We start from the raw sequence: 25,658 nt of genomic DNA on the forward strand, positions 1-25,658 counted from the left end.
GATACATCGACTTGGAGCAAAGAACATTGCAAACCATCGACAACCCGTTCGGCACGAGGTTGTCACCCATGTCTTAGGTACGTTCTGTTACCTATGTCTCCGGGTCGGACAGAAGTGAAACTGGTGCCGCTGAGAGGACTCGAACCTCCGACCCCATCATTACGAATGACGTGCTCTACCAACTGAGCTACAGCGGCCCATTGCCATGGCGGCAAAGGAAGGATGAAGGGCGCATTACCTGCAATCCTCGAACAATTCAAGTCGCAGCGCCCATTAAATTTGAATGGGGCGGGAAAATTTGCGTGAGCGTCGATTCCCGCCCGCTCGTCAACCGGCGTCTTGCTCCAGAAGCTGTTTGCGCACCTCATGGTATTCGGCTTCGAGCTGATCGACATATTCGGCCACCGGACGGATGGATTTGACGGCACCGATGCCCTGGCCGGAGCCCCAGATATCCTTCCAGGCCTTTGCGCCGGTCTCGCGCTCGCCGAAATTCATCTTTGTGGGATCGGCCTCCGGCAGATCGTCGGGGTCCATACCGGCCCTTTCGATCGACGGTTTGAGATAATTGCCGTGAATGCCGGTGAAGAAATTCGAATAGACGATATCGGCGGCGGCACTATCGACAATCATCTGCTTGTATTCGTCGACGGCGCGTGCTTCCGGTGTCGCGATAAACGGTGTTCCGATATAGGCAAGATCGGCGCCCATTGCCTGGGCCGCCAAAACGGCGCCGCCATTTGCGATTGCCCCGGAAAGTGCAATCGGCCCGTCGAACCATTCGCGGATTTCCTGCACCAGGGCAAACGGCGAAAGCGGCCCGGCGTGCCCGCCGGCCCCTGCAGCCACCGCAATCAGCCCGTCGGCGCCCTTCTTGATGGCCGATTTGGCGTGGCGGTTGTTGATTATGTCGTGAAGCACGATGCCGCCATAGGAGTGAATGGCCTCGTTGACCTCCGGTACGGCGCCAAGTGAGGAAATAACCACCGGCACCTTGTATTTTTCGCACATCATCAGGTCATGCTCGAGCCGCTTGTTGGAGCGATGGACGATTTGGTTGACCGCGAAGGGCGCCGCAGGACGGCCCGGGTTATGGGCATTGTGGTTTGCCAGTTCCTCGGTGATTTCGGCGAGCCATTCGTCGAGTTGCGCTTCCGGCCGCGCATTGAGTGCTGGAAAAGAGCCGACAATACCGGCCTTGCACTGTTCAAGAACAAGCGGCGGGTGTGAGATGATGAAGAGTGGGGAGCCAATAACCGGCAGTCGAAGATTGTCTTTCAAAATAGCGGGAAGCGCCATAGAGCATTATCCTGTTCATTGACGTTTACGGAAACGTAAGTATCGGGTTAGCAGACCTTCGCGAAACTGAAAAGTGCTAATCGGTGCCGAAGACCGCCGTGAGGCCCGGTCTATCGCCGGTGATGGGGCATTTATCCCGCAGCGGACCCGTTCAACGCATTGCCGAAACGTGTGTTTCGGGTTTGTAAATACGGTCACAACTGTTATGAGAGAATCGGGGACAGGACCGCCACCGCAACGTGCCTGCCGGGGATGATTTGGCCCGGTGCGCAGGACGGAACGGTCGATGGGAGTTGCGTGTGAAGGCATTTGAGACGGCAATCCGCAAGGCGCTGCAAAAGATTGATGACGCCAATCCGAAGCTGCGGGAACGGATCTACCAGTCGGCCCGTGACGCCCTCACAAACAGTCAGGCAAAACAGGGTGTCTGGGGAAGCGATACCGCGTCGGCCCAGAACCGCCAGCTTGAAGAACTGATCAAGGACATCGAGGTTGAATACCGGGAACTTGCGCAAGTACGCAAGCAGTTGAGGCCTGCGCCGCAAGACCCGGATCCGGCGGCCGAACCGGAACCGGCTCCGCCACCCGGGCGCGTCGAGCCGGAAGAACAGCCCGCTCCGCGTCCGCAAAGCGAAAGGGTTCAATGGACCGACCCTGACCCTGACCCCGAAGCCGGACCCGCACCCGCGCCCGCAGCCGGCGATTTGAGGGCCGAGCGGGTCGCACCCGCCGAGGCTCGCCCGGAAGCCGGCAGGCGCGGTTTCCTGCGGCGCGGTCAGAAAAAGAAAAAGGTCGATCCGGCACTGCTTGGCGAAGAGGTTCGAAAAGGTAAGCGAGCCAAGAGGGAGAAAAAGCGGCGCAGGCCCGTTTTTTCGCTCATATTGGTCTTTTCACTGGCAATAGCCTTTATCGGTATTGGTGTCCTGTGGGCGGTTTACAGCGGCATATTCTTGAGTTCCGAACAGCGTGACACCAGTATCCCCAATCCGCCCGCCACGGTGGATGGCGGCGATTTTGCCGGTAATCCGGTCGCAGACGGCGCCTTTTCGGGAGACTGGATCAACGTCTTCACACCCGACGATCTGTCCCGCGTGGCGCGGCGCGGTGGTGCAAAGGCCGCGTTGGTCGACAGCAACGGCCGACCGGCATTGCAGGTTGTCTCGCCTGATCCGGGCAGCGAAAGTGAAGTGTTGTTCGAACTGGCGCCAGCGGTTTTACGTGAGCTTGCCGGTCGCAAGTCGCTGGTCGCGATGACGCTTCGGGCCAGCACCGATACACCAACGCAGATCTATGTCAAATGCATGCTCCCTGCACAGGAGAATTGCGGGCGTCACCGCTTCGACGTGACCTATGAAATCGGCGATGTCGTATTCAGTCTCGATCTGTCGGGCACGGCTGCCAACGGAGAGGCGGGCTACATCGCGCTCAACAGTGATGTGACCGGCACCGGACACGGCGTCGATGTCTATGCCATCCGCGTTCGCGCGCAATAGCAGGGATCCGATCAGTCGCCGACGAAGCCAGGGCCGAAACCGAGGATCTTCTTGTCGATCACGCCAATGGCGTCAGTGTCCTTGCCGTCATAGTCGAGCGTCGTCAGCATGTGCCTTATGAGGTTGATCCGCGCGCGCCGCTTGTCATTGGCGCGTATCACGGTCCAGGGCGCGTGATCGCTGTGGGTATGCTCAAGCATCATGTTGCGCTTTTGCGTGTAATCGCCCCATTTGTTGAGGCTGGCGAGGTCCATCGGCGATAATTTCCAGACCTTCCGCGGATTGTGGCGCCGGTCGTGAAAGCGCTTGAGCTGCATCTCGCGACCGATATTGAGCCAGAATTTGAACAGGTGTATGCCCTCGCGCACCGCCATATGCTCAAAGTAGGGTGTCTCTTTCAGAAAAAGTTCATGCTGGTCTTCGGTGCAAAATCCCATGACCGGCTCGACACCGGCGCGGTTGTACCAGGAGCGGTCGAACAGGACCATTTCGCCGGATGTGGGAAAGTGATCCACATAGCGTTGGTAATACCATTGGCCGCGTTCTTTATCCGTTGGTTTCGGTAGCGCGACGATGCGCGCGGTCCGCGGGTTCATATAGGCCCTGGTCGCCCCGATAGAGCCGCCCTTGCCCGCCGCATCGCGGCCTTCGAAAACAGCAATCACGCGTTCACCGCTGGCCTGCAGCCAGGATTGCACCTTTACCAGTTCAATCTGCAGCGCCTCGATCTGCTCTTCGTAGTCGTCGCGGTCAAGTTTCTTTTTGTAAGGGTAGTTTTCGGAGCTGAACGCTTCATCCTCGACCCAGTCGGGAAGCTTTGGATCGTCTATGTCAAAGGCGCGCATTTTTCCGCCTATGACCAGCTCTACGGTCCTGTCGGTATTGTTCTTGCTCAACTTACGCTCCGCGTGTTTATCCCAGCCAGCTACCATAGCAGCAATCGCCGCCCTTTCCGCAACGTCAATTTCCGTTGAAACCATTCATCGATTTGACATCCGGCGGGTGTACAGCCCGCAATATCGGGCGGGGATTGCACTTTTGTGGCCGTCGGGTGATAGATTGCGCCGCAGTGCAGCATACGGGGACAAGCCAACGAACATGCAATTCATCCGGAGGATCGTTCAGCGACTATACGACGCCCGCTACATTCTGGCGGTTGCCGTCGTGCTTGCGCTAGTTTTGTCGCTGTCTCGCCTTGTCGCGCAGTGGCAAATCCTGCTCGGGCTGATAGCGGTTATTGCTGCAGCCAGCCTTCCGGCCCGTTCAGGGGCAGTTCGCAAACGCGAGCGCCGGCTGGGCAGGGAGCGCCGGGCGCCTCTTGAGGCGATCGTGTTTTCAACCTGCGAGGCGCTTGACGATCCGGCCTTCATCCTGGCTCCCGGAAGTGTGCTGAAATACCAGAACCAGGCGGCTGTCGAACAGTTTGGCCCGATGGCTTCCGGTGCGCATCTTTCATCGCGCCTGCGCTCCCCGGCCATTTTGGACATGGTCAAGGAGGCGATGGCCAACGGGCGCACCTATTCGATTGAACACATCGAAAAAGTTCCGTCCGAGCGGTGGTACAGGGTTCGCATCGCTCCGATGACAGGATTGGCCGAAATGAAGGGCGGCAGCGAACTCTACATGCTCACATTTCGCGATCAGAGCGAATCGCGGCGCATGGATCGCATGCGCTCCGACTTCATTGCCAATGCCAGCCACGAATTGCGCACGCCGCTGGCTTCGCTTTCCGGATTCATCGAGACAATTCGCGGGCCGGCAAGGGACGATCCGGAGGCACGCGAGCGTTTCCTCGGCATCATGTTCGAGCAGGCCGGCCGCATGACGAGGCTGGTCGACGATCTCTTGTCGCTGTCGCGGCTGGAATTGAAAGCCCACATGGTGCCGACCGATGATGTCGATCTGGTGCCGTTGATCCAGCATATCGGCGATACGCTCAAGCCGCTTGCCGAAGATCTCGGTGTGACGGTCCGTCTCCATATGCCGAAGGTTCCTGTGATTGTTCAGGGCGAGCGTGACGAACTCATCCAGGTCTTCGAGAATCTGATCGAGAACGCCTGCAAATACGGGCAAAGCGGCAAACGGGTGGATGTGACCGTGAATGCGGAAACCGAAACCGGCGATCCGGCCGAGGTCACCGTGAAGGATTACGGCCCCGGCATACCGCGAGAACACGTGCCGCGTTTGACTGAGCGCTTTTACCGCGTCAGCGTTGAAGCCAGCCGCTCGAAGAAGGGAACCGGTCTCGGTCTTGCCATCGTCAAGCATATCCTCACGCGCCACCGCGCCAGGCTGATTGTCCATTCCACGGTGGGCGAAGGGTCGGAGTTTTGTGTCAGATTTTCCCGCCCGGACCGGTAATTTACACGCGGATAATATTTGCTCTATAAAAACAAACAGTTAACCTGTCACAATCTTGTAATTCAACCGTCATAAAACTGCGTTGTGCCGACTGGTAGAAGTCGGGCGCCAGGTGATCTACCGGCTGCGTCATTACGGGCGCATCAAACAGACCCTATTGACGGGAGAGATTTATGAAAACGCTTAAAATCACCGCCGCTGCATTGGTGGCATCGGCAACTGTCACCGGCGCTGCCACCGCACGCGATCAGATCAAGATTGTCGGCTCCTCGACGGTCTTTCCGTATACGCAGGCCGTGTCGGAAGAATTTGCCAACCGGACCGGCGGCGCTGCGCCGGTGGTCGAATCGACCGGAACCGGCGGCGGTTTCAAGGTGTTTTGCGGCGGTATCGGGCCGAACCATGCAGACATTACCGGCGCCTCACGCGCCATCAAGGATTCGGAAAAAAAACTCTGCGCCGACAATGGCGTCACCGACATCACCGAGGCGCTCATCGGCTATGATGGTCTATCCATCGCCATTTCCCGCAGCAACGATGCCGACTGGGACCTGACCGAAGAGCAGATTTTCAAGGCGCTCGCCGCCGAGCTTCCGGACGGCAAGGGCGGTTTTGTCGCCAACCCGCACCAGAAGTGGTCGGATATCGATCCCTCCCTTCCCGATGCTGCCATCGTCGCTTTCGGTCCTCCGCCGACCTCCGGTACGCGCGACGCTTTTGTCGAACTGGCGATGCATGACGGCTGTAATGCGCTTCCTGGCATGAAGGACCTGAAAAAGGCCGACAAGGGTCTTTGGAAGGAAAAATGCGGGCGCATGCGCCAGGACGGCCCGTTTATTGAAGCCGGTGAAAACGACAACCTCATCGTCCAGCGCCTTGAAGCCGATACGAACGCAATCGGCATCTTCGGTTATTCGTTTCTCTACGAGAATGCAGACAAGCTCAAGGGCGTGAAGATCAACGGCGTCGCACCGGATTTCGACACCATCGCCGATGGATCATACCCGGTCTCGCGCCCGCTCTTCTTCTACGTCAAGAACGCCCACCGCGAAGTCATTCCGGGCATGAAGGAATTCATCGAGGAATATATGTCCGAAGACGCTCTCGGCCCGGACGGTTACCTTGCGGAGCGCGGGTTGACCCCGCTGGATGACGAGGCGCGTGCGAAAACCCAGTCGGACGTCCTCAACGCATCGAAACTGTCCATGTAGGCAAATCTGCAATTGCCCCGACCGCAGGGCCGGGGCAATTTGATATCGGGGTAGGGGACGAAATGGTTTCGTATTTATTTCTGTTTCTGTTTTTGGCAGCGCTGATCGCCTATTTTATCGCGTCGCGAAAAGCCGTCAGAATTTCCGGCGACGATGCCGGAAGCCTACATTCCCGCCCCATCTATCATGGCCTCAACGCCCTGGTTTATACCGCCATTCCCGCATTCGTCTTCGTGCTGTTGTGGTTGTTGTTTGAAAGCTCCGTCGTCGATCTCCTCGTGCTTAGCGCCTATCCCGGTGCCGATGCGCTGACCGGACCGGAGCGCAACCTGCTCATCAGCGAAATTAGACAGGTTGCCGTCGGCAATATTTTCCGCGAGCCGACACCGGAAGTTGTCGCCGCGGTCGACCAATTGAAGTCACTGAAGGCAACGGCAAACACTCTGCTCGCAGCCTGCGTGGTCGTCATCGCACTTGCCGGCGCGGCGATTGCCATCACGTCCGTATCCAGAAGATTCTACGCCCGCCACAGTTTCGAGTTGTCGGTGACCATCTTCATGATGTTCGCCTCGACGATCGCCATCCTGACGACGCTGGGCATTGTCGCTTCCCTTGTTTACGAGGCAGTTCAGTTCTTCCAGCGCATACCGATCAGCGATTTTCTGTTTGGCCTTCGCTGGGAGCCGCAGATCCCGCTTCGCGAGGACCAGGTTGCCGGCGCCGGCGCCTTTGGTGCGATACCGGTCTTTGTCGGCACGATCCTCGTCGCCGCTCTTGCAATGGCGGTCGCGGTCCCTGTGGGCATTCTTTCCGCGATTTACCTGGCTGAATACGCCTCGCCAAGGTTTCGTTCGATCGTCAAGCCGATGCTGGAGATCCTCGCCGGCATTCCGACGGTCGTCTACGGCTTTTTCGCCGTTCTGACGGTGGCGCCCGCATTGCGGCAGTTGGGAATGGCCATCGGCCTCGACGTTGCGCCCAACAGCGCAATGGCCGCCGGTGGTGTCATGGGGATCATGCTGATCCCGTTTATTTCTTCGCTTTCCGACGATGCATTTGCCGCCGTTCCCCAGGCCATTCGCGACGGTTCGCTGGCGATCGGCGCAACAAAGGGCGAGACCATCCGGCGCGTGTTGCTTCCTGCCGCACTGCCGGGGATCGTCGGCGGCGTGCTGCTGGCGCTCAGCCGCGCCATCGGCGAAACGATGATCGTGGTGATGGCGGCCGGACTCATCGCAAAAATGACCGCCAACCCGCTTGAATCGGTAACGACCGTGACGGTTCAGATCGTGACATTGCTGATTGGTGATACCGAGTTCGATAATCCGAAGACCCTTGCGGCATTCGCCCTCGGTCTGATGCTCTTCATCATCACCCTGTTTTTGAACCTGATTGCCTTGCGTGTCGTGCGCAAGTACCGGGAGGCGTACTGATGTCGGATGGCGGAACCATTGTTCGTCCCGTATGGAATTCTCCCGAAATGGCTGCCCGCCGCCGCAAGCGATACGCCGCCGACCGCCGCCTGAAGCGTTACGGGCTGGCGGCAATCATTTTTGCTATCGGGTTTCTGGCCGTGCTGGTCTCCTCGCTGCTTTACAGCGGCGCCTCAGCCTTCGTTCAGACAAAGGTGCGGGTGACGATCGACCTGACAACCGCCGATATTGCGCCCGACGACATCATGGATGCGAGCTGGCGCAAGATCGTGCGCGGGTCTCTGCGTGATCTGGAGCCCGGCATCCCGCGCTCGGACCTGCGTTCCTATTACGGCATGTTCACATCGTCCGCGCCTTTCCTGGTGCGCGACTACGTCATCCGCAATCCGGAACTCGTTGACAGGAAATTCGATTTTGAACTGCCGTTTGCCGACCCGCTCGACCAGTTCGCCAAGGGACAGATTTCCCGTGACGTTCCGGAAGACCGCCGCCGGGTGAAGAACAAACAGATTGAGTGGTTCGACAAGCTGCAGGCCGAAGGCCTGGTTTCGAAGCCCTTCAATTTCGGCCTGATCCTCAATTCCGATTCACGATTTCCGGAGCTTGCGGGTCTCGCAGGCGCAATTTCGGGCTCGTTCTGGGTCCTGCTTGTGTGCTTCCTGATCAGTTTCCCGGTCGGCATCGCCGCTGCCGTCTACCTTGAGGAATTCGCGCCGAAGAACCGGCTGACCGATCTCATCGAGATCAATATCAACAATCTGGCGGCGGTTCCTTCAGTCGTGTTCGGCCTTCTTGGCCTTGCCGTGTTCCTCGGCTGGTTCGGATTGCCGCGCTCCGCGCCTCTGGTGGGTGGCATGGTGCTGTCGCTGATGACGCTTCCGACCATGATTATCGTGACCCGCGCTGCGTTAAGATCCGTGCCTTCGGCAATCAGGGAAGCGGCGCTCGGACTTGGCGCATCCCGCCATGAGGCGATCATGCATCACATGCTGCCGCTGTCGATGCCGACGATCCTGACCGGCACGATCATCGGGTTGGCGCAGGCGCTTGGAGAAACGGCGCCGCTACTCCTTATCGGCATGAACGCGTTCATAACAAGCGCGCCGGAAGGCGTGTTTTCCGCCTCGACGGCGCTGCCGACACAGATCTACATCTGGGCCGACAGCCCGGAGCGTGGCTTTGTTTCGCGCACATCAGCCGCAATTTTAGTTTTGCTGGGCTTCCTCGTGATCATGAACGGTCTGGCGGTATTTTTGAGAAACCGGTTCGAGCGCCGCTGGTAGCGGCGCGATCGACCGGCCTGTGTTGGTTTCTGCGGTTGCATGTATCCGCCTTGGGATGCAAAACCGGTGGAATGGGGTGTTGAAGGATGAACATGATGTCTGACGCTGCACTGGAACAAGCAGTTGAGGTCAAGGTTGCGGTGCAGCCGCCGATCAAGATGCAGGGCCGTGGGGTCAGCGTTTTTTACGGAGGCTCGCAGGCGCTTTTTGATGTCGATCTGGATATACGCGAGAACCAGGTGACCGCACTGATAGGCCCGTCCGGATGCGGCAAATCCACGTTTTTGCGCTGTCTCAACCGGATGAATGACACGATCGACACCTGCAGGGTTGAGGGAAACATCACACTCGACGGCGCAGACATTTACGATCCGTCCGTTGACGTCGTCGAACTGCGCGCCAGCGTCGGGATGGTGTTTCAAAAGCCAAACCCGTTCCCCAAATCCATCTATGAAAACATCGCTTACGGCCCTCGTATTCACGGCCTGGCGAGCAGCAAGGCCGACTATGACGCGATCGTCGAAAGCAGCCTGCGCCGGGCTGGCCTCTTCGACGAGGTCAAGGATCGTCTTCACACGCCCGGCACCGGGCTGTCGGGCGGACAACAGCAGCGTCTGTGCATTGCAAGAGCCATCGCCATCAGCCCCGAGGTGATCCTGATGGACGAGCCGTGCTCCGCGCTCGACCCGATTGCGACGGCCAAGGTCGAAGAGCTGATCGACGAGCTGCGCGAGAACTTCACCATTGTCATCGTCACCCATTCGATGCAGCAGGCTGCACGTGTCTCACAGCGCACGGCCATGTTCCATCTCGGCAATCTGGTCGAGGAAGGCGATACCGACAAGATGTTCACCAATCCGGACGACCAGCGAACCCAGGATTACATCACCGGCCGTTTCGGCTGAGCCTGATTGGACAGATACGATCATGATAGACGAAAACAACTCCGGACAACTCGCAGCGCACACGGTCACCTCCTATGACGAGGAGCTTCAGTTCCTGGTCCGCCGTATTGCCGAAATGGGCGGCCTTGCCGAACGCATGGTCGAGGAATCGGTTGCATCGCTGGTGAATTCCGATACCGCGCTGTCGCAGAAGGTCATTTCCGATGACCTGATCCTCGATGAGGCGGAAAGGCAGATCGGCGAAAAGGCTGTGCTTATCATTGCCAAGCGCCAGCCCATGGCCTCAGACCTTCGCGACATTATCGGCTCGATCCGCATAGCCGCCGATCTCGAGCGCGTTGGAGACATGGCCAAGAACATTGCCAAGCGGGTGATTGCGGTGCAGGGCATGGGCCAGCCCAAAAAGCTGGTCCGCGGCCTTGAGCATCTTGCCGAACTGGCGCTGACGCAGCTTAAGGAAGTGCTCGACGCCTATTCGTCCCGCTCTGCAGGACTTGCCAATTCCGTCCGTGACCGCGATGACGAGATCGATGCTATCTATACATCGCTGTTTCGCGAGCTTCTGACCTATATGATGGAAGATCCGCGCAATATAACCGCCTGTACCCACCTGCTGTTTTGCGCCAAGAACATCGAGCGCATAGGCGATCATGCAACCAATATCGCCGAAACGGTCTACTACATGGCAACCGGATCGCAACTCAGCAGCGAGCGTCCCAAAGACGACGAGACCGCGACCGTGGGTGTTGAAGAAGACTGAAGTGACCGCCTGTAAGCTGGCCGCCACCGGAGAATTCAAATGGGCATGGCACCGCATATAACCGTTGTTGAGGACGAGGAGGCGCTGAGCGTTCTCCTGCGCTACAACCTTGAGGCGGAGGGTTATGAGGTCGACACGATATTACGCGGCGACGAGGCCGAAATCAGACTGCAGGAACGGGTACCGGATCTCCTGATTCTCGACTGGATGCTGCCGGGCCTGTCCGGCATCGAACTGTGCCGGCGCCTGCGGGTGCGGCCCGAGACCGAAAGGTTGCCGATCATTCTGCTGACGGCGCGCGGCGAGGAAAGCGAGCGGGTGAGGGGACTTTCAACGGGAGCCGACGACTACGTCGTCAAGCCGTTTTCGACCCCTGAACTCATGGCGCGCGTGCGGGCGCTCCTGCGCCGCGTCAAGCCGGAATCCATTTCGACATTGCTGAAGAGCGGCGATATCGAACTCGACCGCGAGACCCACCGCGTCTATCGCCGCGGCCGCGAGATCAAGCTCGGCCCGACCGAATTCCGCCTGCTGGAATTCTTCATGACATCCCCGACGCGCGTGTTTTCGCGCTCGCAGCTTCTCGACGGCGTATGGGGGCACGACATCTACGTGGATGAACGCACGGTTGACGTTCACGTCGGCCGGCTGCGCAAGGCGCTGAACCTTGCAAAAATGCCTGATGTCATCCGCACCGTCCGCGGTGCCGGTTATTCGCTGGAAAACTAGAGCGTTTCTGCTTCACTCACCGGCGCGAACGCTTCGAGCGCGGCGGTGAGTGAGCGTAGTTGTTAGCGGCTTTTGAGGGCCCGCAACCAAGGTCAGCTCCGGGCCAAATTCGCCGAATGCTGTAGTGTGGTCTAACGTCAGCTTGGCATCCGCCTTGCTGTCGCCTCCTCCCAGCCTTTGATCAAAGCCGCCCGACGCCCCGGGTACTTTTCGCCGAGCACCTTTAGTTCTCGCACGCGGTCGGTCTTGAAATGCCGGTAGTCCTGGCGCGTCTCGCACCATCCGATGAGATACCGGGTTCGATCCAGATAGGCTATGAGCAGGGGCCAGACGATCCGGTCGGTCACGCTCCTGTCCCGATCCGCGTACGTCAGTTGAAGCCGATAGCGCTCGCGGATGGCGTGGCGCAAGAGCGCGCCGTCAAAGCGCTCGGCGACCGTTGATCTTGTTTGAATGGCCTTCGAGCTCGCGTCCAATACGATCGGGCGCAGTTCTTTCGGAATCGCTTCGGACAGTTTTGACACCAGGTCCCGCGCTGCACGTGCCAATGAAGGGTCGGCCTCAGAAGCCACCCACGCAGCGCCCAGAGCCGCAGCTTCCAACTCATCCGCCGTCAGCATCAATGGAGGCATGTCGTAACCGTCGTCGAGAACATAGCCCACGCCCGCTTCTCCGGTGATCGGGATACGTTGCGCATGAAGTTCCGCCATGTCGCGGTAAAGGGTGCTGATTGAGATTTCCAATTCATCGGCGAGCTCCCGTCCTGTGATCGGCGACCGGTTTGATCGCAATATCTGGATAATCTGAAACAGGCGTTCGGTGCGACGCATTTTTAACCTCTCCTCTCACACTCCTATCATAACGGTGAGAGGAGGACATAATTATTAAGGGTTCAGAACCAACAGGATCGCGCTACACCAGCGCCGATGATAAGGAGCATTCCATGATCCACTTTGAACGGAGCCTCACCATTGATGCAGACCCCGATGCCATCTGGGCCGTTCTCGATCGCTTCATGCATATTGACGAGTTCGCCCCGGAGATCGTTTCGGTCGATGCACTGACATCGGGCGAAGCTGGGCTGGGGTCAAAGCGCCGCAACCATTTTAAGAACGGCACGTCGCTGGTGGAAGAAGTAACGGCTTGGCAGCCAGGCAAAGGATATACGGTGCAACTCTCTGACATGGCGGCCATGCCGCTGCATGAAGCCAGTTCGGACCTTTGGATCCAAACTTCGGGCAAAGGCTCCCTAGTTACATGGACTTTCGATTATCGTGTCAAATACGGTCCCCTCGGATGGCTCATGGGACAAACTCTGATGAAAATGATGATGGGCAAGATCATCGATGCGAATTTGAAGGGCCTGGATAAAAAAGTGATGGCCGCGCATACCAGTTGAGGCCTACCGGGAAGTACGACTTAAAAGGCATTGCACCAGGGTCAGATATCTCCTCACGCTCAGCAAGCGCCAGCGCCAGACGAGATCTCTTGCGTTCGCACGTGCGTCGAAATTCTGCGATCCGCCCAAACAGCCCGCGTTCAGCGCCTGGACGGCTCATCGCACTGCGCATCCGGGAATAGCACGATCCCACCGGTTTCGGAATGATGCCAACGAGAGGCTGGCAGCGCTGTATCTCGACCCTGGCTGATCCAATCATTCCGGATCATCGAAGCATCGCCTGTTTCTAGCTGTAATATCAGGCTGTAAAGAACAGTTTCTGTACAGCGTGGCAGATTTGAAGTAAAATATTAACGATAACGCCCGTAAGCGAACATTGGGGAGGTAAAGGTGGTGTTTCGCGCGCTCGTTTGCGTAAACGTGCTTTTAATTTCAGTTTTATATACATCATTTTCTGCGCTGGCTCAGTTTGATGCCGGCGACTTCATGAGGATGGGCGTTGAAGTACTTCGGCATATGTCGAATGACGAAGCGCAGCCTAATCGCAACGACAATAGGAAGGCGGCTCCGGTTTCGCCGAACCGCTTGAACCGTGCCGAAATCAGAGAGGTGCAGCGAAGGCTGAATGAACGCGGTTACGCCGCCGGGCCGGTGGATGGCGCGGTTGGCCCACAAACACGGCGAGCCATTGCAGCATTTCAGAGCGACGCCGGCTTCACTGCGACCGGCAGACCAGACACGGCGCTGCTGGCTGCTTTACGCTCGCTGCCGGCGAATAACCGGCAAGACCAGGCAGTTCAGGTCACGGAGCGGCCACCGAACGGGTTTACGCAGTTTAACGGATATGATTTTCCCGGCGGCGACTATCGAAGCGGATTGACCGATCCACGGCTAAAGAACATCTCGCAAGGCCAGTGTGCGGCTCAATGCGCGCGTGAGACACAATGCAGGGCCTATACGTACAACGCTCAAGTTTCCGTTTGCATCCTCAAGGACAGGGTTCTGTCCAGAAAACGCTTTGCCGGAGCGATTTCCGGCGTCAAGCAGACCGCTCCAGATACCTCCATGGCACAAGCGGATCAGCAACCGGCGCAAATTGAATCCACTGGCGGCAAGCAGCAGTCGGCCGAATTGGTGCAGACAGATATGACAGGACTTGCCGGCATCGCCATGCGTAATGGCCGGGTTGAAACGTCGGCCGGTGGGGGATTGTCCTGGATACACGGCAGAGCGGCCGATGAGCACGCGGAGGCGCTGCGCTACGCACTGATGCGCCTGGCCTTCACGCGCGCTCCCGATCTCTGGGACGAACCCGCTTTTGCATTCACGGCTATCCGTCTGGTCGATGGCCCGACACAGGCGCGCATCCTCCAAAGCGCCGGCATCGATCCGGCCGTCCTCAACGAGGCCGGCCAGGAGCTCTATCTGGATAAAAAGCAATACCAGCGGAAACTTGACGAATTTGCAAAGCGCGCTTTGCTGGCCGCTATCCGCCAACAACTGCCGCCAATCATCGCAGCGAATGCGCCGAAGCTGCCTATGGCGATGTTCTTACCCTGTCGGATCAGCCTTAAGCAGTATGACTTCGAGCGTAAGATCTTTCCAATGTCCCGGGGCTGCGAATCCATCTGGTTTGACAAAGGCGGTTACGGCGAGGCGGTGTTTGGCTACAATCCCGAGATCATAATCACTGCGCCAATTCCGACGGACCGTCTGCGCTTCGACATTCCCATCCCGGAGGTGCAAGCGCGGGACTTTCGCGCCGATTTGTACGCGGGCAGCGCAGACAATCCGATACCGTATGGCGCCATGGGCATCAAGGCGCGGATAACCGACATGGTCGCTGCCGGCGGGCGGCACAATCTTCGCCGGTTCACGCTAAAGGTCGAGGTTGAGGATGCCGCGCTCTATCGCGCCGATGATTTTTCGATGCCGCTTTTGCAACTCGGTATCGAGCCGGTGCCGTCGGTCGACACAGTCAGCCCAGTCCCGAGCGGGCCGGTTTGGCTAAACGCCGACGCACTCAATGTCATATTGCGACGCACGGGAGAGGGCAGTGCGCAGGAACTGGCGGAACTGCTGCGAACGCGAGCCCGCCTGGAAACCTTTCCGGACCGGTTGAATGAGTACGAGAGGGCGTGGGGGCTCTTTTTCCCCGATGAGCTTGTCAGGGATATCAGCGGGGGAGCCCACCCGCCGCCCGAACTCACACGAAACTTTGCCGAGTGGCAAAAGGCGCGTGTCGCCAATCCTCCGGCAACCATGATGTTGGAAACGAGCAGTGTGGGCGGCAGCTATTTTAATAAGACCGTGGAGGGCGATAACGCCTGGCCGATATTTCCGTCAGACTTATCCACCACTCGGCAGAAAAATTATGCGGAAGTGGCTGAATGGCTGGGGTTGCCGATCGATCGGATCACCAGCCCGACGCAGATCAGCCTGTCCGATGTCGGCACCGTGAAGGACCACGAACTCTGGCTGTCCCTGCCCGCATCTGCCGACAGCTATAAAATTGCGCCCGAGACACATGTCCGGTTGGATGGAAGCCAACTGAAAACAGTGGTCGAAATGCGGGTTGTGCGTTGGCGCATTGACGCCGGTTGGGGAGATAAGCCGCTTTTGGTGATGGATGTTGAACCTGTATCCGCACTTGTCACGAACCCGCAACGCAATCAGATCATCGGCCGCGCCAGTTTCGATCAAACATTCGACCGGCTTCCGGCGGAAAGGTCACGTGGTCCGGAAATAGCTGCCCCATCTGAGAAGATGCCCTATTCGGCTGAAACTGTGGACCTGCTGATTGTAAAATTTGCGCCCTCGGCATTCGACAAAGCCATGCAGGAGCGCATGCTGCTGGTGCGATGGCACTACGAACAGAGTTTCAACGGACAAGCACGGGAACCCGAATGGGGTCGTTTCTTCGAGGAGCAGTCACCAAAGCCCAACGAGGAGTCACAACGGGACCTGATGCAAGGGTTCAAAAACTGGACCGTTGCCCGCGCCGCAGCGATGCCCGACATGGTGACGGCGGTATTTTCCACTTACAACGCCAACAAAGCCGGACCAATCCAGTATCTTGGCGGGCATGGCGTCTATCTGGAGGAGATCGACGATAGCGATGTCAGTTCATGTAAGGCTTACTCCAGGGACGACGACAGTATTCTTGCGCTGACACTTGGAAATGCGTGTGACTATCTGGCCCAGGGCCTTACAATCCCCTCTCGCAATATTTATTTCGGCGGCAGCCTTTCCGGTTGGCTGACTGCGCAGGCGCAGGACGAGATGAATGACATTTATCGTGGCGATAAGGGGGTCGGACCCAGAGTAGATTGCCATGAGGCCGTTCACGGCACTGACGAATACTGTAGCCTGATGAAAAAGGCGGTGTTGAAAGGAGATCTGGCGGGGCAGCCCAATAACCTCAACGATGTCCTGTTGCTGGACAAAGAGATCACAATCGCTGACGACAAGGTCGAGGAGCTCAAAGCGTTCGGCACCAAGGCAATCGAAATTGATCTTCGCATCACCGGCGTCGACATCAGCGATACATTGCCGATAACCACCGATCACGAGATCATCCGGCGTTTTAATGCATTTGTTTCCGACAAGAAGCCGCGATTGAAGGTACGGTTCGATATCGATCCGGACACCAGGCTCAAGCAACCGATTTTCATTATCCGTGGCGATGTGCAAGAGGCGCGTCTGGTCAAGGTGAACCACATCAAGCGCGGAGGCGATGCCTCGCTTACGACGATTGCACTGCTTGACACCCAAGTGCCGCAGCAACCGGATGAGAGCTTGATGAAAGAGGCTGTGCCAGCGTTCAGTCCGCCACCGAAGGAACCCTTCGGACCAGACGTGGTCGGTCTCAGGCTCGGCATGAGTTTCGAAGACGCCGAGAAGATCATTCGCGAGCATATGGACGTCGGACAAGTTTACCGGGCCGATCGCGCCTGGCAGCCGGCGACCGCCACGGGAGATTTGAAGCCGTATACAAGCGGGATGTTGTACGAGTCGGAAGACAGTACCGACATGATTGTCATTTTTGACGAGCCACCGGCGGCCCCCGGAACCGTTATGGGAATTCTCCGTCGCGTCGCGTTTCCCGAAGGAACGGTCCTGCCGGCGGACATATACAGCCTGCTGGTCAAGAAATATGGCAAACCCGATGACGCAGACAAATACAGAATGATTTGGCAACTCGGCGAGAAATCCGGTTCCGGTGACTGTGTCGCATTTTGGAATTCGAGCGGCACTTTAGACCTGTGGCGCAATCCTGCTGAAGGCGCGCAAGGGGCTGATTCCTTTCCGGCTCCGCGTCCGGGAGTCGTTCCAAGCATGGGTTTTTACAAAGACGACATGGACGTCGAGGATAACGGCGACTGTCCTCCCGGTATTATTGCAAATGTGGACAAGTCACTTCAGCTGAAACCCGGTCAGTATTTTCTGGCCCTGGAAGTGCGCGTTTTCGACCAACGCATTTACGCCGAGCAGTTCCGTACAAGCGTGCAAAAAGTCAAAGAAGGCGAAAGCTACACCAAGCCGGGGGGCGAGGCGGTCAAGCTGGACCTGAAGCTTTGAACCCATCGTCTAGCCCATACGCCGTTCAAAGGCACAATGTGGATGCCGTGCGCCGATCATGACGGACACTTGCTTGCAAGTATTGGGCGTCCGCATAGTCGACGTTGGTTCTTTCTGCAACGAATGACAATTCACCTCAAAACCGCCCGCTCAGCGCTTCGACGGCTCATCGCGCTTCGCATCCATGAACTGCCGGATTTCGGCCAGCTTCGGAATGATGCCTTCGATGAATTCGGGCGGGTATTTTTCTGCAAGAACCGCCATGTCCGGGCTCATGTTCTCAATCGCGCCATCGCGGAACTTGCGGCCGGCGGGCGTCAGCCACACGCATTTGCTTCGCCCGTCGTCGGGGTTCGGGCGCATCTCCACAAGGGTGTGTTTTTCAAGCACCGACAATGTGTGCGTCATGGTCGTTTTAGGCACCTGAAAGGCGTTCGCTAGTTCCAGCGGCGTGCGCCCGTCCTGAACCCGGATGAGATGGTTCAGGACGGAAAAGTGCGAGATCAGGAAACCGGTCGGCAGCTTCGATTCAAACAGGGCGCGGCTGAGCTGTTCGATGATGCCGATCTCGTTGAACAGCGTGAAATAGAGTGCAAGTGTCTTGCTATCCATTGACGATGCGTGTCTCCAGCGGCCATCGCGGCGATCGGCCGACCTTCGGTCCGAACCCGAGCCTGCCAAGCATTTGCACGGTATGGCCGGGTTCCGCAAGCATGGCATGCGCCTTTTCGTAGTGAGGAGCCATTTCCTCGAATTCCTGCAGCGCCTGGCTGACCGGGTGCAATGACAGGCCGAGCGCGGTCGTCGTCAGGTTCAGACGCAGCCAGCGGCGCCCGGCCTCGATCTGGTTGAGGCGGGTGTTGCCTTCGGTGGTTATCACCGCATAGGCAGGCGTTGCGTTCAGCATTTCCTTGTAGATCCTCACGCCTTCCTTGAAGCCGGTCGAATTCGGATCATTCTGCGCCTCGCGGCTGAGCACGCCCGCAAGCATCAGCGCCTCCAGAAAGGGGCCGCCCAGATCGATACCGTCCGGGTTGGCGTTTATCTCGGCTTTGCCGAACCGCATCAGGTCGACGCTTTCCTTCATTGTGCGGGGCGTGAAGGATTCGGTCTGCCAGGCCAGCCAGGTCAGGTCGCGGATTTTCGCCACATCGTCCGGCCTGGTGCGGATATCCGCAAGCGGTTCCAGCTCTGCAACCATGTTTGCCGGCACTTCCTGGGCGGTAAAGGGCTCCTTGCTTGAGCGGCGATCAAGGATATGGGCGAACAGCGGGTCGGCCTTGGCGCCCTCGCGGAACCGTGCAACGGCAACCGGTCCGTCCTCGCCTTCCGGGAAGAAATCGTAGTCGATTTCGTGCCCGGTCTGCGAAGCGGCAATCGTCATCAGCTCGATAAAGCAGCCCAGCCCGATGGTGAGCTGGCGCGCATAGGGGTCTGTTTCCGGCAGGTCGCGCGCCTTGTCACGGTAAAGCGTGACGGTGTCGGCCGCACCCAGATCGACCAGCCAGGGCTGCCGGTTGTGCGGATTGGGCGCAAGGATGGCATAGGAAAGGGCGCGGCGGCGCGGCTCGTCTTCAAGACCGGCCGATGCCCAGGGGGCAAGCGCCTTGGAGGGGGTGCGGGTCGCCGCGAATAGACCGGAAGCGGCACCGGCTGCAGCGATCGTGCCGCCGCCGATGATGGTCAGGACTTTACGCCTGCTGATCGTCATTGTTTGCTCCATTTAGTTCGAATTCGTACTATATAGTGCGATATCGAACTATAATCAACCCCTCGGCTTCTCCGCCGGTTCAGTCGCTATTTGGCTGAAAATTTCATATGGACGATCAGGCCACCGCCGTTCGACGGTGCGCGAAGTTCAAGGCGCCCGCCGAACAATTCGGCAATCTCATTGGCAATGGCGAGCCCCAGGCCGCTCCCTTGCGCCTGCGCATCGCTGCCGCGCCGGAACCGGCCCATCACCGATTGCTTGTTCGCCGGATCAATGCCGATGCCGTCATCTTCAATTTCAAGCAGAACGCCCGCGCCTGCATCTCTTGTGCGGACTGTGATCTCGATGGGCCGGCCGCCGTGGCGCATGGCATTGTCGACCACGTTGCGGAGCATCTCGCGCACAAGCACGTCGTCGCCGCGCATCCTCAGGTGGTCAGGTCCGTCATATCCAAGGTCGATGTCTGCAGGCAGCCCGCCTGAAATCAGCTCTTCGCAGACCTGCCGGCTGATAGCCGCGATATCGCAGCTGTCGCGGGCGACGTCCTTTTGGGCGGCGGCATCGATGCGGGCAAGAACGAGCAACTGGGATAGCACGCGTTCGGTGTCGCTGACGGCTTCGTCGGCTTCGGCCAGCGCCTCCTGACGGGCCTCCGGCGTATTTGCGCGATTGGCGATTTCGAGCTGGGTGCGCATGACGGTCAGCGGCGTGCGCAGTTGATGGCTGGCATTGGCAGTGAAATTGCGCAGCGCCGAAATGGAAGATCCAAACCGCTTCACGAGATCGTTTATCGTCGCGACTAGCCCGCTGACTTCGCTCGGTACACGGTGTTCGATCGGGCGCAGATCTTCCGGGCTGCGGCGTCCGACGGCTTCTTGCAGCCTGTAAAGTGGCCGCAGCGCCCGTGTGACCGCGATCCAGACGACAAATGCGGCGGTCAGAATGAGCACGCTCTGCCGCAGGGCCGAACGAAACAGGATGTCACGCGCCATCTTGGCCCTTGCATTTGTGGTCTCGGCAACAACCACCTGATAGGCAAGCGACACCGTGTCGGAGGCCGCCGCTCCGGAACGAACGGCGACCCTTATGGGCTCGTCGCGGAACCAGGCATCGGCAAATTGCATATCGCGTTCTTCCCGGTCGAATTGGTCCGGTACCGGAAGAAGCCGGTATCCGGTCACAAATTGCGATTGCGGACCCTCGATACGATAGAAAACCCGGTCTTCCTCTGCCGAGGTCAGCATTTCCAGGGCGACATAGGGGATATCGACTTCAAGCAGGCCGTCGTCATTGACAAAAATACGTTCGGCGATCGCCAGCGCAGATCCGGCGAGAACCCGGTCTGAAATCTCATCAGCGGTTTCGCGCGCGGACCGGTAGGAATCGAACAGCGCCAGGAGACCGATGGCCAACAGCGGCAGCAGCAGCCACAGGAGCAGGCGGGTGCGTATCGAATAGGAGGACGGTTGCCCGCTCATCAATGGTCACCGGGGGTCTGCAGATAATAGCCCAGTCCGCGTGCAGCCTTTATCGAGATACCGTGATCGGCAAGGCGCCGGCGCAGCCGGCTGATATATTGTTCTACGGCGTTCTCACTAATGTCTTCGTCAAAACTGCTAAGGGAATCAATCAGTTGTGCCTTGCTCAGGATGCGGCCATTGGCCAGCATCAGCGCCTTGAGCACGTTGATTTCGCGCGCCGGGATTTCAATGGCGACCTCATCGGCAAAGACCTGGCCGCTTTTGAGGTCGAATTTAATCGGCCCCGCTTCCACAAGCGAGGTTCTGACCGCCAGCGAACGGCGGATGAGTGCCCGTACCCGGGCGTTCAGTTCGCCCCATTCGAAAGGTTTTGTCAGATAGTCGTCCGCGCCAAGATCAAGGCCGCGAATACGATCCTCGAGCCCGTCCCGCGCCGTCAGGATAAGCACCGGAACCGCAATCCGGTCCGACCGCATTTCACGCAGGACTTCCAGACCATCCATCTCGGGCAGGCTCAAATCGAGGACAACCAGATCGTAGTTAAGCGCCTTGACGGCCGACAGCGCGGAATCGCCGTCGGCGACACAGTCGACCGCATATCCACTGTCGGCAAGGAGCTGTTTCAGCCCGTCCGCCAGTTTGCGATTATCCTCAACGATCAAAACCCGCATGGTACCTCCGCCAGAAAGGGTAGTCACTCGATTGCCTCTTGTGAATGCGAATTTTGCAGGGCAATGTCGCCGGATGCGCATTGTCTGCTTTCTGTTGTTTGTTCTCCTGATGATTGCCCCGGCTCGGGCTGCAACCGTATTTCCACCTTTTGACGGAGAGGCGGCCGAGCGGACATTGACCGTCTATTCGACGCTCGATGAAACCGTTGCGCGGCCTCTGATAACGGCGTTTCAGCAAGCCCATCCCGGCGTTGCCGTCAGCTATGAAGACCTGCAGTCGCTTGAGATCTACGAGCGCGTCATCCGTGAGACGGACGAACAGGGAAAAACCGCTGATCTTATCATCTCCTCGGCAATGGACCTGCAGGTTAAACTGGTCAATGACGGTTACGTGCAGGCGGTGCCGGAAATACGTTTGGATAATTGGCCGCAGTGGGCGAGCTGGCGCAAATCGGCTTTCGGACTGACGTTTGAACCGTCGGTCATCGTCTATCACAAGCCGAGCTTTGAAGGTTTGCCCCTGCCCAAAAACCGGGCCGATCTGATCGAGCTGCTCAAATCCTCCGAAGCGCAACTCTATGGGCGCATCGCCACCTATGATGTCGAGCGTTCGGGTCTCGGATTTCTCTTCCTGGCGCGTGACAAGGAACACAATCGGGACATTTGGGAACTGGTTTCCGCGTTCGGTTCCTCAGGCGTAAAGCTCTATTCCAACTCATCGGCGATTCTTGATCGTGTTGCCGACGGCCGTTTTGCCTTGGGTTATAATATACTCGGCTCCTACGCGCAGAGCTGGGCAAGCCGCAAACCCGACCTCGGTATCATTCTTCCCGAGGACTATACGGTCGTCATGTCGAGGATTGCGCTTGTGCCGGAAGCGGCGGCCGATCCCGACCTTGGAAAAGCGCTATTGGCGTTTTTGATGTCCCGGCAGGGCCAGACGATCATGGCGCGCGATGTCCGGCTCCCGGCGCTTCATCCGGACGTGGATGGCCCGAATACCGCATCGGCTATGCGGGAGCGTTTCGGACCGCAGCTCCGGCCGGTCTCGATCAGTCCCGGTCTGGTTGTCTATCTCGATCAGGTCAAACGTGCCCGTTTCATTGCACGCTGGAACGAAGCGCTGAGCGCCAAATAGCACCGGAATCCGGAGGCCGTGCCTCCGGCTCAGCCAATTCTGAAGGATGTCAGCTTCATGACAGCTTTTGCTGTTTTGCTTAGCCGTACACGCCTTCGGGCGCGATGATTATTTCTGGGAGGAAAACATGCTGAGAAAACTGACAGCCGTACTGGCCGTTTCGGCAATGACACTTGGTGCAGGAGCCGGTTTGGCGCAAGCGCAAACCGTTGAAGAGATCAAGTTCCTGATCCCCGGCGGGGCCGGTGGCGGCTGGGACGGCACGGCCCGGGGTACGGGCGAAGCACTGACGAAGTCGGGCATTGTCGGGTCCGCATCCTATGAAAACATGTCCGGCGGTGGCGGCGGCAAGGCAATTGCGCACATCATCGAGACAAAGGATCAGGGAACCCTGATGGTGAATTCGACGCCGATCGTCATTCGCTCGCTGCAGAAGGTCTTCCCGCAGTCGTTCCGTGACCTGACGCCGATTGCCGGAATTATCGGCGACTACGGCGCAATTGTCGTCGGCAAGAATTCCGAAATTTCAGATCTCGGCGGACTGGTCGCAGCCTATAAGGCTGACCCCGCGAAAGTGGCTATTGGCGGCGGCTCAGTTGCCGGCGGCATGGACCATCTTATCGCGGCGCTGGTCATGAAGAATGCCGGCGAAAGCCCGACCGATGTCAAATACATCCCCTATGACGCCGGCGGCAAGGCGATGGCCGGTTTGCTCTCCGGTGAAATCAGCGCGTTGACGACCGGCTTCGGCGAGGCGCTCGAATTGGCGCGCCAGGGCGAGGTCAATGTGCTTTGCGTCACGTCGCTTGAGCGGCTTCCGGCCGCCCCCGATACGCCGACATGTGATGAGTCAGGGTCGGTTGGCACCAATTTCGTCAACTGGCGCGGATTCTTTGCAGCGCCCGGCCTGCCGGACGACAAGAAGGCCGAATACATTGCGGCCCTTGAAAAAATGTACGACACGCCGGAATGGGTTGCCGTGCGTGACCGCAATGGCTGGGTTGAAATCTTCAATCCGGGCGATGACTTCTCGACATTCCTTGAGCAGCAGGAAGCAGAAGTCGGCGGGCTTATGAAAGAGCTCGGCTTCCTTTAAGCGCGGTTTCATCCGCATTAGAAAAAGGGTGGCGGGACGCTTGGTGCGGTGCCCGCCACCCAAATGGCAGACGGCATGCGCCGTCGGGGGAGCATTTCCATGCTGTTTTCCAAGGACAGAATTGGCGGCGTATTGCTGCTCGCATTTTGCATTACCTACGGCGTATTGAGTCAGAACATCACTCTGCTGCCGATCCAGGCAAAGGCCGCATTTACCGCCCGCACCATGCCCGAGGTTCTGATGGTGCTCGGTATCGGCCTGTCGCTGCTCGTTATCCTGTTTCCGGGCTCGCACGAGCGCCCCAGGCTGGCCGGTTTCAATTGGACAACAGCAGCTTTATTCATGGTGCTGATGTCCGCATACGGGCTGACCATCCGCCCCCTCGGATTTCTGCTGTCGACCTCTGTATTCCTCATCGCCGGCTTTGCAATGCTTGGCGAGCGGTCTGTCACGAAACTGCTTCTGGTTTCGGTTCCGCTCGTCGTCGCCTTCTGGGTGTTGATGACACAGGGGCTTGATGTGTTCATCGAGCCGCTCCCCTGGTTCCTGAAAGGCTGATTCAATGATTGACGGCATACTGATTGGTCTTGGAACCGCGCTGACGCCCATCAACATTCTCTTCGTCCTGACCGGCTGCCTGGTCGGCACATTCATCGGCATGTTGCCCGGCCTTGGACCCATGTCGGCCATCGCGCTGATGATCCCGGTTGCCGCCAGTCTGGAGCCGGCGACCGGTATTATTCTCATGGCCGCTGTTTACTACGGCGCCATATTTGGCGGGTCGACGTCGTCGATCCTGATCAATGCGCCGGGTGTGGCAAGCACGGTGGCAACCTCCTTTGACGGCTATCCCATGGCAAAGCAGGGCAAGGCTGGAAAAGCACTTGCGATAGCAGCCTATTCGTCATTTTCCGGCGGCGTGATTGCGGCCGTGTTCTTGCTGGTTGCAGCACCGTTTCTGGCGGCGGTGTCGCTGTCCTTTCATTCGGCAGACTATTTCGCGCTGATGGTGCTGGGACTGACCGCCGTTGCCGCATTTGCCGGCAAGGGCGATGTATTGAAGGCGTTGTTGATGACCGTTATCGGCCTGATGCTGTCAACGGTCGGCACCGATCAGACGCAAGGAGTTCCGCGTTTTACATTGGGATTGATTGACCTGACCGACGGTATTTCGTTCCTGCTTCTCGTCATGGCGACCTTTGCGCTTTCCGAGGCCCTGATGGCCATCTTGAAGCCGTCGGGCGACGACAAGCGGCAGCAAGAAATGGAGGCATCGTCCAATCTCGGGTCGATGCGTGTTTCGAAGGAAGAAGTACGTGAGATGACACCGGTTATCGGCCGCTCCTCGATCCTCGGCTTCATCATTGGCGTGCTGCCCGGTGCCGGCGCCACAATCGCCAGCTTTCTGGCCTATGGCACGGAGCAACGCATTGCCGGCCCCGAGAAGGGCAAACTGTTCGGAAAAGGATCGATCCGGGGCTTGAGCGCACCCGAAACGGCAAACAACGCTGCTGCAACGGGCTCGTTCGTACCGCTTCTTACACTTGGCATTCCCGGTTCCGGTACAACGGCGATCATGCTCGGCGCCCTGATTGGCTATGGCATTCAGCCGGGACCGCGCCTTTATGTCGATCAGCCCGCAGTGTTCTGGTCGGTCATCGTCTCCATGTGGATCGGCAATATCGTTCTGCTGGTCCTCAACCTGCCGCTCATTCCTTACATTGCCAAAATACTGGCCATCCCTTCACGGTTCCTGCTGCCGCTGATCCTGTTCTTTTCGCTGATCGGCGTCTATTTTGTCAGCTTCAACACGTTCGATATCCAGCTCATGGTGTTGTTCGGCCTTGCCGCGGTTGTCTTCCGGTTTCTCGACTTTCCGATGGCGCCGATGATCCTCGGCTTTATCCTTGGCGGTATGATGGAGGAAAATCTGAGGCGCGCGCTGCTTATCAATAACGACAGCTGGTCCTTTATCTGGCAGCGTCCGCTCACCCTGGCGATTCTCCTCATCGCCGCCTCCTGTCTTTTCGCACCCATCGTCTGGTCGCGCATACAGCGCTTGCGCAAAGGTGCCGACCGGGCCGGGGAAGGGGGCTGAGAATACCGG

The 25,658-nt window shown here is 58.4% G+C and carries 21 protein-coding genes and 1 tRNA gene; 14 read left to right on the top strand and 8 right to left on the bottom strand.

Annotated elements, in window-relative coordinates:
• Positions 1-121: 121 nt before the first annotated feature.
• Together ABVT35_RS00005 and ABVT35_RS00010 are read right to left on the bottom strand one after the other, a co-directional pair.
• Positions 122-197: transfer RNA gene (locus tag ABVT35_RS00005), tRNA-Thr, on the bottom strand.
• Positions 198-327: 130 nt separating this feature from the next.
• Positions 328-1,299, bottom strand: coding sequence for an NAD(P)H-dependent flavin oxidoreductase (locus ABVT35_RS00010; RefSeq protein WP_368463931.1), 972 nt, complete (start codon positions 1,297-1,299; stop codon positions 328-330).
• Positions 1,300-1,598: 299 nt separating this feature from the next.
• Here ABVT35_RS00010 and ABVT35_RS00015 point away from each other — a divergent pair, with 299 nt between their 5' ends.
• Positions 1,599-2,792, top strand: coding sequence for a hypothetical protein (locus tag ABVT35_RS00015; RefSeq protein WP_368463933.1), 1,194 nt, complete (start codon positions 1,599-1,601; stop codon positions 2,790-2,792).
• 11 nt (positions 2,793-2,803) lie between these two features.
• Here ABVT35_RS00015 and ppk2 read toward each other — a convergent pair whose 3' ends face one another.
• A complete protein-coding gene (gene ppk2 / locus ABVT35_RS00020; protein WP_368466230.1) occupies positions 2,804-3,637 on the bottom strand; it encodes a polyphosphate kinase 2 in 834 nt (277 codons plus the stop codon).
• A 253-nt stretch (positions 3,638-3,890) separates the two neighbouring features.
• On the opposite strand from ppk2, the gene ABVT35_RS00025 reads away from it, so the two are divergent.
• The 7 genes from ABVT35_RS00025 to phoB all read left to right on the top strand — a co-directional run bounded on the left by ABVT35_RS00025 (position 3,891) and on the right by phoB (position 11,474).
• Positions 3,891-5,153: an ATP-binding protein gene (locus tag ABVT35_RS00025; RefSeq protein ID WP_368463935.1), complete on the top strand. Its 1,263-nt coding sequence runs from the start codon at positions 3,891-3,893 to the stop codon at positions 5,151-5,153.
• A gap of 173 nt (positions 5,154-5,326) precedes the next feature.
• Positions 5,327-6,364 (top strand): PstS family phosphate ABC transporter substrate-binding protein, encoded by a 1,038-nt coding sequence (locus tag ABVT35_RS00030; RefSeq protein ID WP_368463937.1) that lies wholly within the window; start codon positions 5,327-5,329, stop codon positions 6,362-6,364.
• A 62-nt stretch (positions 6,365-6,426) separates the two neighbouring features.
• Positions 6,427-7,797 (top strand): phosphate ABC transporter permease subunit PstC, encoded by a 1,371-nt coding sequence (pstC, locus tag ABVT35_RS00035; protein ID WP_368463939.1) that lies wholly within the window; start codon positions 6,427-6,429, stop codon positions 7,795-7,797.
• Positions 7,797-9,080: a phosphate ABC transporter permease PstA gene (pstA, locus tag ABVT35_RS00040; protein ID WP_368463941.1), complete on the top strand. Its 1,284-nt coding sequence runs from the start codon at positions 7,797-7,799 to the stop codon at positions 9,078-9,080. The genes pstC and pstA overlap by 1 nt, the downstream gene beginning before the upstream one ends.
• A gap of 86 nt (positions 9,081-9,166) precedes the next feature.
• The gene (gene pstB / locus ABVT35_RS00045; RefSeq protein WP_368463942.1) at positions 9,167-9,985 is read left to right on the top strand and encodes a phosphate ABC transporter ATP-binding protein PstB; all 819 of its coding nucleotides are present in this window, start codon (positions 9,167-9,169) and stop codon (positions 9,983-9,985) included.
• A gap of 22 nt (positions 9,986-10,007) precedes the next feature.
• Complete coding sequence (gene phoU, locus ABVT35_RS00050) at positions 10,008-10,745, top strand: phosphate signaling complex protein PhoU (protein ID WP_368463943.1); 738 nt, start codon at positions 10,008-10,010, stop codon at positions 10,743-10,745.
• A gap of 45 nt (positions 10,746-10,790) precedes the next feature.
• Positions 10,791-11,474 carry a phosphate regulon transcriptional regulator PhoB gene (gene phoB / locus ABVT35_RS00055; protein WP_368466231.1) on the top strand — a complete coding sequence of 228 codons (684 nt, stop codon included), beginning with the start codon at positions 10,791-10,793 and terminating at the stop codon, positions 11,472-11,474.
• 137 nt (positions 11,475-11,611) lie between these two features.
• On the opposite strand, the gene ABVT35_RS00060 is transcribed toward phoB, so the two are convergent.
• Entirely contained in the window at positions 11,612-12,304 is a 693-nt protein-coding gene (locus ABVT35_RS00060; protein WP_368463945.1) for a helix-turn-helix transcriptional regulator, read from the bottom strand.
• 113 nt (positions 12,305-12,417) lie between these two features.
• Here ABVT35_RS00060 and ABVT35_RS00065 point away from each other — a divergent pair, with 113 nt between their 5' ends.
• Together ABVT35_RS00065 and ABVT35_RS00070 are read left to right on the top strand one after the other, a co-directional pair.
• Positions 12,418-12,873 (top strand): SRPBCC family protein, encoded by a 456-nt coding sequence (locus ABVT35_RS00065; protein ID WP_368463947.1) that lies wholly within the window; start codon positions 12,418-12,420, stop codon positions 12,871-12,873.
• A 486-nt stretch (positions 12,874-13,359) separates the two neighbouring features.
• Positions 13,360-17,454: a peptidoglycan-binding protein gene (locus ABVT35_RS00070; RefSeq protein WP_368463949.1), complete on the top strand. Its 4,095-nt coding sequence runs from the start codon at positions 13,360-13,362 to the stop codon at positions 17,452-17,454.
• A gap of 150 nt (positions 17,455-17,604) precedes the next feature.
• On the opposite strand, the gene ABVT35_RS00075 is transcribed toward ABVT35_RS00070, so the two are convergent.
• From ABVT35_RS00075 to ABVT35_RS00090, 4 genes are all read right to left on the bottom strand, one after another.
• Positions 17,605-18,066: a MarR family winged helix-turn-helix transcriptional regulator gene (locus ABVT35_RS00075; protein WP_368463950.1), complete on the bottom strand. Its 462-nt coding sequence runs from the start codon at positions 18,064-18,066 to the stop codon at positions 17,605-17,607.
• On the bottom strand, positions 18,059-19,165 hold the full coding sequence (locus ABVT35_RS00080) for a twin-arginine translocation pathway signal protein (protein ID WP_368463952.1): 1,107 nt from the start codon (positions 19,163-19,165) through the stop codon (positions 18,059-18,061). Before ABVT35_RS00080 ends, ABVT35_RS00075 begins: the two co-directional genes overlap by 8 nt.
• 86 nt (positions 19,166-19,251) lie before the next feature.
• Positions 19,252-20,643 (bottom strand): sensor histidine kinase, encoded by a 1,392-nt coding sequence (locus ABVT35_RS00085; RefSeq protein WP_368463954.1) that lies wholly within the window; start codon positions 20,641-20,643, stop codon positions 19,252-19,254.
• Positions 20,643-21,317, bottom strand: coding sequence for a response regulator transcription factor (locus tag ABVT35_RS00090; RefSeq protein ID WP_368463956.1), 675 nt, complete (start codon positions 21,315-21,317; stop codon positions 20,643-20,645). Before ABVT35_RS00090 ends, ABVT35_RS00085 begins: the two co-directional genes overlap by 1 nt.
• Positions 21,318-21,390: 73 nt before the next feature.
• Between ABVT35_RS00090 and ABVT35_RS00095 the strand changes: the two genes are divergently transcribed.
• From ABVT35_RS00095 to ABVT35_RS00110, 4 genes are all read left to right on the top strand, one after another.
• A complete protein-coding gene (locus ABVT35_RS00095) occupies positions 21,391-22,455 on the top strand; it encodes an ABC transporter substrate-binding protein (protein WP_368463958.1) in 1,065 nt (354 codons plus the stop codon).
• A gap of 127 nt (positions 22,456-22,582) precedes the next feature.
• Positions 22,583-23,551: a Bug family tripartite tricarboxylate transporter substrate binding protein gene (locus tag ABVT35_RS00100; protein WP_368463960.1), complete on the top strand. Its 969-nt coding sequence runs from the start codon at positions 22,583-22,585 to the stop codon at positions 23,549-23,551.
• Positions 23,552-23,650: 99 nt separating this feature from the next.
• On the top strand, positions 23,651-24,109 hold the full coding sequence (locus tag ABVT35_RS00105) for a tripartite tricarboxylate transporter TctB family protein (RefSeq protein WP_368463961.1): 459 nt from the start codon (positions 23,651-23,653) through the stop codon (positions 24,107-24,109).
• 4 nt (positions 24,110-24,113) lie between these two features.
• Positions 24,114-25,649 (top strand): tripartite tricarboxylate transporter permease, encoded by a 1,536-nt coding sequence (locus ABVT35_RS00110; protein WP_368463962.1) that lies wholly within the window; start codon positions 24,114-24,116, stop codon positions 25,647-25,649.
• The last annotated feature ends 9 nt before the right edge of the window (positions 25,650-25,658 follow it).

The sequence above is a fragment of the Hoeflea sp. TYP-13 genome (assembly GCF_040932035.1).
Taxonomy (GTDB): Bacteria; Pseudomonadota; Alphaproteobacteria; order Rhizobiales; family Rhizobiaceae; genus Hoeflea_A.